Genomic DNA, 12,334 nt, shown 5'->3' with positions numbered 1-12,334 from the left:
CTTCAAGCCAATCGTTAAATTGCGAGGGAATTGGTGCGGTGGGGATGGGTCTTTTTGCTCTAGCGGACGTGACGGTCTGCGTGAAAATGACGAGGCCTCTCCCCGTCATTGCGAGGAGCCCTTGCGACGAAGCAATCCAGACTGTCTCCGCGGACAGATTTCTGGATTGCTTCGCTACGCTCGCAATGACGGAGTACGTGGTGAGCTGCGTCGCGCTATACCTGCACGGTCTTCGCAGTAGGAGCGAGGAGTATACCGCTTATTCGTCCTTGCCGCGCGTGATCGCGATGGACGCTTCCGTCTTGGTGCGGGTGCATTCCATGTTGAGCCGGCGGTAGCGCATGGTGACCTTGTCGCCGCGGAGCAGGCCCATCCGCTTCAGGCAGCGCGTCGCGCCCGTCGTGGTGTCGTCCTTGGTCACGGTGAAGACGATCGCCGCCATCGATCCGACCAGCGCATAGAACTCCGGCTTCGGATTGCGATCACCCTTGGCATAGAGCTCGATCGAATATTTGTCGCCGCGGCAGCCGACCGACAGCTCCTTGGCCGCGGGGTGCGTGAGATACACGACGTTGGCGGCGCGGAAATTCACCTTGAGACGGTCGACCTGGTTCGCCAGCTCCTTGGCGCTGTCGTCGCAGCGATCCGCGCGGGCGGGCGAGGTGAGAGCCACAAGGCCGGTGATGGCGGCGGCGACCAGGATCGCGCCGCGGACGTTCAGTTTCAATGTCATGATAAAAAGCCCCTTAGGGCGCGCATTCAAGCGTCGGCCGACGCGAATCGCAAGGGTGGGCAGAGGCATTTCCACGAGCTGCGCCAATGCCTTCCCGTGCCGGATCTGCCCCTCCCATGCGCACCGCTCCCTTTCTTTTCTGGCTAAAATGCGCTTAGAACGCTTCTATGCTGAGAGGCCCGCCAGGGCCCCAAAACCCCGAGATTTGCCCCATGAACGCTCCGACAGCCTTCCCCGACCAGTCCAAGCCCGTTCCGCCCTACAAGCACACCCCGCTGTTCCCGCTGGGCAAGGACGAGACGCCCTACAAGAAGATTTCGTCCGAGGGCGTCAGGGTCGAGAAGGTGCTTGGCAAGGACATGCTGGTGGTGTCGCGCGAGGCGCTGCGGGCGCTGTCGGAGGCGGCCTTTGGCGACATCAACCATTATCTGCGCCCCGGCCATCTGAAGCAGCTCCGCGCGATCCTGGAAGACAGTGAGGCCAGCCCGAACGACAAGTTCGTCGCGCTGGACTTCCTCAAGAACGCCAATATCGCGGCCGGCGGCGTGCTGCCGATGTGCCAGGACACCGGCACCGCGATCATCATGGGCAAGAAGGGCTGCAACGTCATCACCGACGGCGATGACGAGGCCGCGCTGTCCGAAGGCGCGCGCGATGCCTATCTGCGCCGCAATCTGCGCTACTCGCAGGTCGCGCCGCTCTCGATGTACGAGGAGAAGAACACCGCCAACAACATGCCGGCGCAGTGCGAGATCTACGCCGAGGGTGATGACGCCTACAAGTTCATGTTCATGGCCAAGGGTGGCGGCTCCGCCAACAAGAGCTTCCTGTTCCAGGCGACGCCGTCCGTGCTGACCAAAGACCGGCTGCTCGCGTTCCTGAAGGAGAAGATCCTGACGCTCGGCACCGCGGCGTGCCCACCCTATCACCTCGCCATCGTGATCGGCGGCACCTCGGCCGAGCTGTGCATGAAGACGGTGAAGCTCGCCTCGGCGCGCTATCTCGATGCATTGCCGACGCACGGCTCGCCTGACGGCAACGCCTTCCGCGACGTCGAGATGGAGAAGGAAATTCACAAGATGACGCAGTCGCTCGGCGTCGGTGCGCAGTTCGGCGGCAAGTATTTCTGCCACGACGTGCGCGTGATCCGCATGCCGCGTCACGGCGCTTCGCTCCCGATCGGGCTTGGCGTGTCCTGCTCGGCCGACCGCCAGGTGCTCGGCAAGATCAACAGGGACGGCATCTATCTCGAGGAGCTCGAGCACAACCCGGCGCAATATTTGCCGCAGGTCGAAGAGGCGCTCGGCGGCGAGGTCGTCAAGATCGACCTCAACCAGCCGATGAAGGACATCCTGGCGACGTTCTCGAAATATCCGATCAAGACGCGGGTCTCGATGACCGGCACCATGATCGTCGCGCGCGACAGCGCGCATGCCAAGCTGCGCGAGCGGCTGGAGAAGGGCGAGCCGCTGCCGGACTACTTCAAGAACCATCCGGTCTACTACGCCGGTCCCGCCAAGACGCCCGAGGGCTACGCCTCCGGCGCGTTCGGTCCGACCACCGCGGGCCGCATGGATTCTTTCGTCGACCAGTTCCAGGCCGCCGGCGGCTCGATGGTGATGGTGGCCAAGGGCAACCGCGCGCCGGCCGTGCGCGAGGCCTGCAAGAAGTATGGCGGCTTCTATCTCGGCTCGATCGGCGGCGCCGCGGCGAACCTCGCCGAGCACTGCATCAAGAAGGTCGAGGTGCTCGAATATCCCGAGCTCGGCATGGAAGCGATCTGGCGCATCGAGGTCGTCGACTTCCCGGCGTTCATCATCATCGACGACAAGGGCAACGACTTCTTCAAGGAGTTGAATCTGGGCTGAGGCGGCGTTCCCCGGATGCTGCGCAGCATGAAATGCTGCGCAGCTGATCCGGGGTCCATCGTGGAGCCTGGTCCCGGCTCTGCGTCGCATCACGTCGTGCTGCGCCGCGTCCGGGACGCGAGCGTGGCGCTTGCTCGCTCTATCTCGCTAACTGCAATTGGTGACCTGGTTCGAGCACAGCGCGCGCCACCAGCCGCGGACGCCGTCGTGGCTCTCGACCAGACCCCAGTAGCCGCTGCAGGCAAAAATGCGCTTCGGGCCGCCGTCGGTGTCGAGCGCACCGCCGAGCTCGCGCTGGGCCGGCATCCATTTGGCATCGATGAAGGGCGCCTGAAACAGCCCGCCCATGCGCGTGGCGCCATTGGCATAGGCTGCGCCGACCTTGTTCGAGGCGACCCAGCCGCGGCCGGCATAGGGCTTCGGCGCGCTGCGCGGATATCGCTTCTCGTCCTCGTAATCCTTGCCGGGCGGCCTCGCGCCTTCGATCAGGAACCAGCCGTCCCTGAAGCCGATGATGCGGAATTCGGTCAGCCAGCCGCCCTCGGGCGTGTTCTCGGCGCCGCCGAGCTTGAGCCGGTAGGGCGGCGGCAAGGTGCCGAGCACGCGCGCCTTGACGGACGGCTCGGCGCGCACGTTGAGGCCGCTGGAATCCTTGTCGATGGACCAGGCGCCGAGATCGCAGGGCTCGGTGCCAGCAGGGAGCGTCGCGCGCTTGGCGGCCAGCTCGGCGTGCAGCCTGGCGAAATCGCTGTCGTCGTTATCAGAATCCGGCTCGGTGCGCGGCCTCAGCTCGGCTGAAATTGCCCGCGTCGCATCAGCCGTCAGCGTGACGACCAGAGCCTGGCGCGCCGCAAAGGCGCTTGCCGGTGTCTTCGGATCGTTCGATGTCGCGGGGTAGAGCGCGAGATACCCGGTCGAGCCTTCGGTTCGATAAGCGGTGCCGGCAACATAGCCTGCCGGCACCAAAGCGAGCGCGCTTGCGCGCCACGCAGGTTCGCTGTCATTCGCGCGCGCTGCCTGTGTCGCGACACACAGGATTGTCGCCGCGATGAGACGAAGCATACGCATCGGCGCAGCTTGCGTTACGCCCGCGCGCCCGTGAAGGGGAAGCTGCCCATCGGGCCGATGCCCATCTCGCCGCTGATGCTGTCGCCGGAGACCGTGCCGGTGAATTCGAGCGTGAGCGGCATCGGCTTGTCGATCGAGACCTTCCAGGAGACGTTGTCGCCGGAGACGGTGCCGTCGAAGATCTCGGTGGTATTGCCTTCCGCGCCCTGCGTGCCCGTGAGCGTGTCGCCCGCAGCCTTCAGGCTCAGCGTCGCCTGCCGCTCGCCCATCGGCGTCGTCATGGTCAGATTCCAGTTGCCGTCTACGGCCATTCCCGTCTCCCGAACAAATCTCGGCGGTCCGCGACGATCCGCGGCCGTCCCGAGCTGAGCCTATAGCGCAACTCGCAGGTCCTGACTAACCCTGCAATATGGCAATCAGGCCCGGGCGGCGGCGCGCCGGCGGCTGGTGACGATGAGCCGCAGCACCACATACTGCACGGCGAAGGCCAGGATCTTGGCGCCGCCGGCGACCACCGTGATGTAGAACGCCCAAAGCTTCAGATCGCCGGTGGAGGCGACCACGATCATCCCGGCGCCGATCACGAACATCAGCGCCGCCCAGGCATAGCCCGCAGCCGTCACATATTCCGGAACGGTCTCGGTGACGATCGGCGGCATGTAGCGCAGCATCCAGCCGCGCTTGAGCATGATGAGGCCGATCGCGAAATGCGCGATCGAGGGTTTGGCCAGCATGAAGCGCGGATCGTGGGTTAGAAGCGTGATCGCGCCCAGCACGACGACGAGCGCGAGGCTCGCATAGGTCATGTAGTTGAGCGCCTGCCCCTTGAGGCGGGCGTAGATCACCTGCGCGATTGCAGCGGCGATCGCCACCGACGTCGCCAGGATCACGTTGTCGGTGATGAGGTAGACGGCCAGGAAGATGATGGCGGAGAGGAAGTCGGAGGCGAGGCGGGCGAATACGTCCTTCATCGTCGATCCTGTTCGGCGTACCGTACTTGATCTGGCGATACTCGGGATACCACTTTGTGAAGTAGATCGCACTGTTGCGGGCGGCAAAGGCCACCGCAAGGCTCGACCAGAGCGGCAGGCCGGGGACGTAGAGCAGCACGAGATTGGCCGCCGCCATCAACAGCGCGGCCGCGGTCCAGGCGCCGGTGATGATGTAATTGGCGCGGAGGAAGCCGGGCATCGCCGCGGTCTCGGCCGGCACCGCTTCAAGCGCATATTGCAGCGTGAAGGGATGGCGCAGCAGCATCGAGCCCAGCGCGATGATGAAGATTCCGACATCGACCGACAGCTTGACGCCGAGCGTGCCGAGCGCGGGGTCGATCAGCGCGAGGTAAAGGCCGATCGCGGCGAATACGAGCGCCGAGCCTGCGGCCAGGATCTTCACCGAGCGGCCGCGCGCGACATCGATCGCGACCGTGGCGAGGCAGATCGCCGACGCCGCAAACACGCTGAGCATTGCCGACGTCACCAGCATCAGGAAGGCGAAGGCGCCGTAGGGTGCGAGGATCAGGAAAATCGCCATGGGCCGCCTCGGTGGGTCTATCTTGACGATGTAAAGATCAATAATGCCCCGGCGATGCCGGGTCAAGCGAAATCTTTACAGTGTCAAAATGACGTAAGCGACCTCCAAGGCGTGAAGGGCAGCAACGGCTTGGTCCAATGCCTCCTCGGCCAATTCGGTCCAGGGCACGAGCGGCAGTGCGGCGGCGATCAGCAGACCGAGGCACAGCAGGATGCCGCCGTTGAAGACGGTGTGGCGGCTTCGCCGCAGCCGGATCAACTGGAACGCGAGCGCAGCGCTGGCGAGGAGGACAAGCGAGCATGCGGTGATCGAGGGCATGTGCATGGACAACTCCATTTTCGTCATCCTGGGTTCGCGCCAAGTGGCGCGCCCGCGGAATGACGAGAGCTACGCCGCGCCGACCCAATTGCCGTGGAAGCCATCTGGCACGCGATGGCCGAGCTGCACCAAGGCCGCGGGGCCGGCCTCGATATCGGTGGCATTGAACACGGCGAGATCGCTGCGGTTCTCCCGTGCGCGCCAGACCACCGCGAGCAGCCAGCCGTCGCCCTCGGCCGCATCCGTCGACCGTTCGACGAACACCGGCTCGGAGATGGTGTCGCCGGCCGGCAGCAGGTATTGGCCGAGCCGCCTGCCATTGCCATCGACATGGACGATGCCTGAGAGCGCGCCGAACATCGGCAGTTTCGGATTGGCGCAGGCGTACCAACCGTGACGGCTCTTCAGCCCGGCGCGGCGGTCGTCGATGCGCGGGAATTCGCCGGTGAGATCGTCCAAATAGGTCTGCTGGAAGCGGTCGGTATTGCCTGCGAGATCGAAGGTCCAGCGGCAATGGCGGGCGCGCGACTTCTCGGGATCGGTGGGCCGTCCGTCCGGATGCGGAAACAGCGGCGCCTCCTCGAACTGCATGACGTCGGCAACGATGCGTTCGCCGTCCTCCCACGCATTCATGACGTGGAAGACGTAGCAGGCCTCGGCGCGAAACCAGACGATGTCCTTGGCGGTGCCGCTGCGCTTCATCACGCCGACATAGGCGCCCTTGTCCGGCTCCCAGGCATAGGGCGGCTTTCCGCTCATCGCGCGCTCCATGCTGCCTGATATCGGCAGGATCGGAAACAGCACATGGTTCGCGGTGACGATGAAGTCGTGCACCATGCTGGCATAGGGCGCCTCGAACCGCTCGAAGCGCGTCGCCTTGCCTGTTGCGTCGATCGATCCGTAGGAGAGGGCAGGCGTCAGCGGCCCCGCGGCGTTGTAGCCGAAGAACACGAGTTCGCCGGTGACGGGATCGATCTTGGGATGCGCGGTGAAGCTGCCGGCGACGCGGCCCTGGTAATTGTGATAGCCGCGCGTCGCCAGCGTGCCCGGCTCGATCTCGGTCGGCAGATGCGCTTCTTCCAGCGCCAGCAGCTTGCCGGCATGGAAGATGATGTTGGTGTTGGCGACGCCGCCGTCGGTCAGGTTCGCCGGCGCATCCGGCAGCTTGCGGCCGAAGCCGCCGAACAGCGCGCGGCCGGCATCGTGCTCGGCGAGCCATTTCGGCGTGCGGACCCAGCGGTTGCGGTAGCTGGCGCGGCCGTTCTCGAGATGAAAGGCGTGCAGCATGCCGTCGCCGACGAACCAGTGCGCGCCGGGCGAATCGAACTGCGGATTGGGGCCGTTGCGGTAGAGCGTGCCGTTCAGCTCGCGCGGCAATTCGCCGATGATCTTCAGGAAGGGCGCGTCGGCCTCGAACGGAATCGGCGCGAGATTGTTGCGGCGCTCGGCCATGGCGTCGTGCTGCACGGCGAATCCTCCCCTATCTTTACATCGTAAAGATCGAATAGGCCCGATTGCAGCTTTCGTCAAGTGAAATCTTTACACTGTCAATATTGCGTCATATAGCTTGCAAATGGCCAAGACCGACACCAAGGGCGAAGCGGCGCGAAGCCCGCGTGCCCCGAGAAAAACGACATCGACCGCGGCATCGCGCACCTCGCGCCGCGCGACGAGCGCGAAAACCGAAACGCCGTATCATCACGGCGCGCTGCGCGAAGCGCTGCTCCAGGCCGCCGAACGGGTGCTGGAGCGCGACGGGCTTGCCGGCCTGACCTTGCGCGCGGTGGCGCGCGAGGCGGGCGTCTCGCATGCCGCACCCACCCATCATTTCGGCGATCTCACCGGTCTTCTCAGCGAGCTCGCGGCCGTCGGCTTCCGCCAGTTCAACGCGGCGATGGCGTCGTCCTGCGATGCCGCCACCACGCCGCTTGAGCGCGCGCTGGCGCGGCCGAAGGCCTATGTCGCCTATGCGCAGGCCCATCCCGGCATGTACGGCATCATGTTCCGCACCGAGCGGCTGGATTATTCCAGGCCCTCGCTGCACGAGGCGGCCGAAGCCTCCTTCGCCGGGCTCGCCAATGCCATCGGCGCGATGCGGCAGGAGCAGATCAGCGGCGATGCGCTGACCTTGAACCAGGCCGCCGCCATCGCGCGGGCCTGGTCGATGGTGCATGGCTTCACCACGCTGCTGCTGGACGGGCGGCTGAAGGACATCCTCGAGCGGCTGCCCGAGGGGACGACGGCCGAACGCCTGTTCGAGGCGATGCTGACCGCGCCCATCACCACGAAATTTCCCGTGTAGCGGCTTGTTTGGCGCTCTAGCGCCTGGTCGCGAGCTCGACGGCGCGGCCGGGCGTGCCGATGATCTTGACCTCGTCCTTGCCGCAAGCGAAGCCGCGGGCGAGATCGTCGGCGGCCTTGCGCGCGAGCTCGTTGGCGTTCGGGTTGGCGATCGCATCGACATAGGCGACGTGGCAGACCGGACCCGGCGGCAGCCGGGTCACCACCAGCATGGCCTTGGTGTTCGGCCGTCCCTGCTTGTCGGGATCGGAATTGTCGGCGATGTGCCAGCGCTGGATGATCGCAAACGGCTTTGCGCCGGCAGCGCGCCATTCGATGGTGGGCTCCGACGAATTGAACGGGGCGAACCAGACTTTGGCCGCCGGTTCCTCAGCTGCTGCCTTGCGGTTGCGCCCGACCGAGACGATCTCGCGAAGATCGTCCTCGGCGATCAGCACGATCAGGCCGTCTTTGCCCGGACAAACCCGCGTGCTGCTGCCGTCGAGCGCGCTGGGCTTGCCAACCTGTCGGCAATCTTTTGCTGCAGTCGAGGTGTAGCTGCTGCCCAGGGATTGTGCGTCAGCGCTGTTCAGGCCGATGCAGGTCATCAGGACGGCCAGGCCGATGCTGGTAAGGCGGTTCATATGCGGCTTCGATGCAGTGGGAACTCCGTACCATCAGACGTCTTGATTGTGGGCAAGGTTCAAACAGGGACGCGACAGACCTGACAGCAGCGCGGAATCGTTCTAGAAGAACTGCTTCGCCTCAAGCCGTGCGGCCTCGTTCGCGTTCTCATTCTCCAGATCATGCCAGCCACCTCGAACAAACCTTATCGCGTCGGCCGCTCCAAGACCGGGCTCGGCCTCTTCGCCACCAAGCCGATCAAGAAGGGTAGCCGGATCATCCGCTATTTCGGACCGATCCTGGACTCGCGGATTCCCGAGCAGGACGAGATCGAGAACAAATATCTGTTCGAGCTCAACGGGCGCTGGACCATCGACGGATCGGTGCGCAAGAACCTCGCGCGCTACATCAACCATTCCTGCCGCCCCAACGCCGAGTCTGACGTTCGGCCGCGCGAGCGCAAGGTCTATATCCGCGCCATCAGGAACATCGAGCCGGGCGACGAGATCAACTACGATTACGGCACCGACTATTTCAAAGCCTATCTGAAGCCGATCGGCTGCAAGTGCGATTCCTGCGAGAAGAAGCGCAAGAAGCTGCGCGCCGAGGCGAGGGTCGAGCGCGCCAAGGTGAAGGCGCGGGCCGAGCGCAAGGCGCAGAAGGCGGGCGCCAAAACCGCGTCCGTGAAAAAGAAGAAGCTGAACGGCAAGCACTTTGCCGGCAAGGTCGGCCGCGCCAAGGCGTAGCCTCGCATCGGCCGTCGCGCGCCCTTCTGCCGCGCGAGCTGACAGGCTTCGCGCACGGCCAAAGCCCTCCTCTCGGCTCGCCCTCAGCCCGAGAACGACGTTCTCGTCTCCTCTCCGCCATTGCGAGCGAAAGCGACTTGTCCGCCGAAGCCTTGGCGAAGGCGGAAGCAATCCAGAATCCTGCCGCGGGAAGGAGTCAGGATTGCGTCGCTCCTCGCGCAGGGCTATCGCATATGAGATGTGGCTATGGGCACCGACTGTCTCCACAACGTCATGGCCGGGCTTGTCCCGGCCATCCACGCCTTTCCACGCAGTACAAAGAACGTGGATGCCCGGGACAAGCCCGGGCATGACGACCTCTGCAAAATTCAAATGGGATTTCCCTGCTCGTCGTTGGCGGGCCTCCATCTCGACTGCTCTGCATGACCACCATTTCGCGCATAGGTAAGCGAAAACGACCGGGATAATCCCCCACTTTTAGTTGGAATTCCGCAGCACCGGCGATTTATGTATTGCCGTACCCGACCGTACCCATGAGACGACGATGCGAACCTTTGGCATCTTATATCGCGAGGTCTGCGCAGGAATTGGATGTTTGTTCCTGTCGATGACCATACTATGGCCGTCCGGGGCAATTGGCGGGGAAATGAGTTTGACGTGTGTCTATGAGATTATGACGTCCGCCCGAGAGGCCATGGTTCTTTGTGAAGGCACGCTCGATCGCAAGAGTGAGCATACTTATCAGGAATTCCGCGCGACCTTGAAAAGGTTCATCAACGAAAACGCAAAATTGGATAACCAAAAGATTGCCGCCGACTATGATCGAGTTCGGAGCCTGCGTGCACGAGAGGAAGTCGCGAAGGGCTTTTGTAAGCTGCCAGAGTACCTCGTTTTGAAGGGGATGTTGCAGGAACTCTTGCAGAGAGAAGCAACGTTCCGCGAACGGCTTGAAAGATCCGTGGATCCAACGGAGGGAGAGTGCCTCTAGCCTTTCTGACGATCCAGTTGGCGCCCACGCGATAACGATCTACCGACGAGGCGTCGGGCAAAACATCCAAAACCCGTCAACCCCTCACCGCGGTCACAGCGGTTTGGTCGATGGTCTGGGGTGCGCACACTAAGCCCCGGACGCTGAGGCCAAATCGTCCGCGGACGGAGAAGTCGTGTGGTCCTGACGCCCGGGGGTCTGTGCGTCAAGGCTTGCGGTGATGCGGCGGCCCAACCGGGTGCGCGCATCAGAGAAGCCGCGAGGCGACGGGGGCAATAGTGCAACGCTCCCCGAGGAGAGCACGAAGGACACCGTTAAAACCATCCGCGCAGGGAAGGCCGGGCGACCGGCAACACCTGTAGTCCACCCCGTGTGCATTTCCTTGTACACGGACTCGGGTGCCGCCGGCGCCCGGCCTTCCCTGCGCCCTCCGGCAATCGAAGGGCGCAAGCAACGAAGCAAAGCTCGGGCGAAATCCGCCGCGAGAACGCGAGGTCATGCATGCATCCGGGTACGATCCGATATGATGAAGCCTTCGCGTTCCCCGGTCTGCGCCGCGGAGCTGGCACGAAGCGATCACGCCGTCACGACACTCCCGCTCTTGCGCAAGCCCACATATTGCAACTCTGCAAACACGCCGGTGGCGATGGCTTGCGCGACGACCATGAGCTCGCCGGCGAGGTTCGGCGACACCGCCCCCGAAAGCAGCAGCGCGATGCTGCCGACGGTCCAGGCCGCATTGCCGATCACGACGAGCAGGACCAGCGGCTTTGCCAGCGTGGTTCGCGAGGCGAGCCAGCCGACCAGGGCGGTGTAGGCAATCAGGAACAGGCCGGTCTCGCGCAGCAGCGCTTCGGGCAGGTTGAACAGCGCTGCGAACGTGCTCGCGCCGAAGGTGAAGCCGAGCGCGGCGATGCCGCTGAAGATGGCGTCGGCGAAGAGGGCGCGGCGCAGGAAGGTGGATGCATCGATCATCTCAGGTCTCCTTGGTTGGGCTGGGTGGAACTCAATGCCGACCGCGCCACCAGGCGCGGAGCAGACGGGCGAGACGGAACGGGCAGAGGCTCCTGCCGACGCCGTGCTCGAAGGCGATGACCTGCGCCACGACGTAGTCGCCGGTCGAATGCACCAGGGGCTCCGGCATGTTGAGGCTGCGCGCCAGCATCCGCGTTGCGAACGCCATGGCCCAGGGCAAGACGTGGTCTGCGACGGTCCTGTAGAGCAGCAGTGCGATCATGGTCATCTCCTGTTGCGAACGAAGATGCGCACGTCCGTGCCCCGTTTCGATTACCTCGCGGGTAATGGAAGGGCCGAAATCCGCATGCTAGGTTTTTGGTCATGAACGCACATGCATCCACGGCCCAGGCCGAACGCAGCCAGCCGATCCATATCGGCGACCATTTGCGCGAATGGCGGCAGCGCCGCCGCATGAGTCAGCTCGATCTGGCGGGCGAGGCCGAAATCTCGGCGCGGCACCTAAGCTTCGTCGAGACCGGCCGCGCCGCGCCCTCGCGCGACATGGTGCTCAGGCTCGCCGAGCGGCTCGACGTGCCCTTGCGCGAACGCAACGTGCTGCTGGTCGCCGCCGGTTTCGCGCCAGCCTTTCCGCAGCGCCCGCTGGAGGATCCCGCCTTGAAATCAGCCCGTCAGGCGATCGACCTCGTCTTGAAAGCGCATGAGCCCAATCCGGCGCTCGCGGTGGATCGGCACTGGAACCTGGTCTCCGCCAATCGGATGGTGGCACCGCTGCTCGATGGCGTCCCGCAGCATCTGCTCGGCCAGCCCGTCAACGTGCTGCGGCTGGCCTTCCATCCCGAGGCGCTGGCACCGCGCACGGTCAATCTCGCGGAATGGTGCGGGCATCTTCTGGAACGGCTGCACCGGCAGTGCGAGGCGACAGCCGATCCGGAGCTGATCAAGCTCTACAATGATCTGAAGAGCTATCCGCTTCCGGCGCGTTCGGCCCCGCTGTCGAGCGACAATGTCGCGATCCCGTTCAAGCTGCGGCATGGCGGAGAGATCCTCAGCTTCTTCTCCACGACCATGGTGTTCGGCACGCCCGTCGACATCACCCTCTCGGAGCTGGCGCTGGAGACGTTCTTTCCGGCGGACGAGCGCACCGCCGAGCGGTTGAAGCAGATGGCGGCCCGCCTGCAGTGACGCCGTTTACAGGACG

General features: G+C 64.4%; 13 protein-coding genes and 1 pseudogene. 5 read left to right on the top strand and 9 right to left on the bottom strand.

What is annotated here, in order from left to right; translation table 11 throughout:
• Positions 1 to 259: 259 nt before the first annotated feature.
• On the bottom strand, positions 260 to 733 hold the full coding sequence (locus DCG74_RS29885) for a hypothetical protein (protein ID WP_172782897.1): 474 nt from the start codon (positions 731 to 733) through the stop codon (positions 260 to 262).
• A 212-nt stretch (positions 734 to 945) separates the two neighbouring features.
• On the opposite strand from DCG74_RS29885, the gene DCG74_RS29880 reads away from it, so the two are divergent.
• A complete protein-coding gene (locus tag DCG74_RS29880) occupies positions 946 to 2,601 on the top strand; it encodes a fumarate hydratase (RefSeq protein ID WP_172782898.1) in 1,656 nt (551 codons plus the stop codon).
• A 147-nt stretch (positions 2,602 to 2,748) separates the two neighbouring features.
• Here the strand turns inward: DCG74_RS29880 and DCG74_RS29875 are convergent, their stop codons facing one another.
• From DCG74_RS29875 to DCG74_RS29850, 5 genes and pseudogenes are all read right to left on the bottom strand, one after another.
• Entirely contained in the window at positions 2,749 to 3,669 is a 921-nt protein-coding gene (locus DCG74_RS29875) for an SH3 domain-containing protein (RefSeq protein ID WP_172782899.1), read from the bottom strand.
• A 14-nt stretch (positions 3,670 to 3,683) separates the two neighbouring features.
• Positions 3,684 to 3,980, bottom strand: coding sequence for a hypothetical protein (locus tag DCG74_RS29870; protein WP_172782900.1), 297 nt, complete (start codon positions 3,978 to 3,980; stop codon positions 3,684 to 3,686).
• A gap of 105 nt (positions 3,981 to 4,085) precedes the next feature.
• On the bottom strand, positions 4,086 to 4,640 hold the full coding sequence (locus DCG74_RS29865) for an inner membrane-spanning protein YciB (RefSeq protein WP_172782901.1): 555 nt from the start codon (positions 4,638 to 4,640) through the stop codon (positions 4,086 to 4,088).
• Between the two features lie 13 nt (positions 4,641 to 4,653).
• A pseudogene (locus tag DCG74_RS29860) lies at positions 4,654 to 5,202 on the bottom strand (hypothetical protein); the annotation flags it as partial.
• Positions 5,203 to 5,589: 387 nt separating this feature from the next.
• Positions 5,590 to 6,987 (bottom strand): carotenoid oxygenase family protein, encoded by a 1,398-nt coding sequence (locus tag DCG74_RS29850; protein ID WP_172782903.1) that lies wholly within the window; start codon positions 6,985 to 6,987, stop codon positions 5,590 to 5,592.
• A gap of 106 nt (positions 6,988 to 7,093) precedes the next feature.
• Here DCG74_RS29850 and DCG74_RS29845 point away from each other — a divergent pair, with 106 nt between their 5' ends.
• A complete protein-coding gene (locus DCG74_RS29845; protein WP_172782904.1) occupies positions 7,094 to 7,822 on the top strand; it encodes a TetR/AcrR family transcriptional regulator in 729 nt (242 codons plus the stop codon).
• Positions 7,823 to 7,838: 16 nt separating this feature from the next.
• Here the strand turns inward: DCG74_RS29845 and DCG74_RS29840 are convergent, their stop codons facing one another.
• Positions 7,839 to 8,444, bottom strand: a complete 606-nt coding sequence (locus DCG74_RS29840; protein ID WP_172782905.1) for a hypothetical protein — start codon at positions 8,442 to 8,444, stop codon at positions 7,839 to 7,841.
• Between the two features lie 162 nt (positions 8,445 to 8,606).
• On the opposite strand from DCG74_RS29840, the gene DCG74_RS29835 reads away from it, so the two are divergent.
• On the top strand, positions 8,607 to 9,170 hold the full coding sequence (locus tag DCG74_RS29835) for an SET domain-containing protein (RefSeq protein WP_172782906.1): 564 nt from the start codon (positions 8,607 to 8,609) through the stop codon (positions 9,168 to 9,170).
• Positions 9,171 to 9,714: 544 nt separating this feature from the next.
• Positions 9,715 to 10,158 carry a hypothetical protein gene (locus tag DCG74_RS29830; RefSeq protein ID WP_172782907.1) on the top strand — a complete coding sequence of 148 codons (444 nt, stop codon included), beginning with the start codon at positions 9,715 to 9,717 and terminating at the stop codon, positions 10,156 to 10,158.
• A 576-nt stretch (positions 10,159 to 10,734) separates the two neighbouring features.
• Here DCG74_RS29830 and DCG74_RS29825 read toward each other — a convergent pair.
• Together DCG74_RS29825 and DCG74_RS29820 are read right to left on the bottom strand one after the other, a co-directional pair.
• Positions 10,735 to 11,133 (bottom strand): hypothetical protein, encoded by a 399-nt coding sequence (locus DCG74_RS29825; protein ID WP_172782908.1) that lies wholly within the window; start codon positions 11,131 to 11,133, stop codon positions 10,735 to 10,737.
• A 31-nt stretch (positions 11,134 to 11,164) separates the two neighbouring features.
• Positions 11,165 to 11,395 carry a hypothetical protein gene (locus DCG74_RS29820; protein WP_172782909.1) on the bottom strand — a complete coding sequence of 77 codons (231 nt, stop codon included), beginning with the start codon at positions 11,393 to 11,395 and terminating at the stop codon, positions 11,165 to 11,167.
• Positions 11,396 to 11,496: 101 nt separating this feature from the next.
• Between DCG74_RS29820 and DCG74_RS29815 the strand changes: the two genes are divergently transcribed.
• The gene (locus DCG74_RS29815) at positions 11,497 to 12,318 is read left to right on the top strand and encodes a helix-turn-helix domain-containing protein (protein WP_172782910.1); all 822 of its coding nucleotides are present in this window, start codon (positions 11,497 to 11,499) and stop codon (positions 12,316 to 12,318) included.
• Positions 12,319 to 12,334: the final 16 nt, after the last annotated feature.

The organism is Bradyrhizobium sp. WBAH42 (assembly GCF_024585265.1).
Lineage (GTDB): Bacteria > Pseudomonadota > Alphaproteobacteria > Rhizobiales > Xanthobacteraceae > Bradyrhizobium.
The sequence above is the reverse complement of the archived record's forward strand: the minus strand, read 5'-3'. Positions and strand labels throughout refer to the sequence as shown.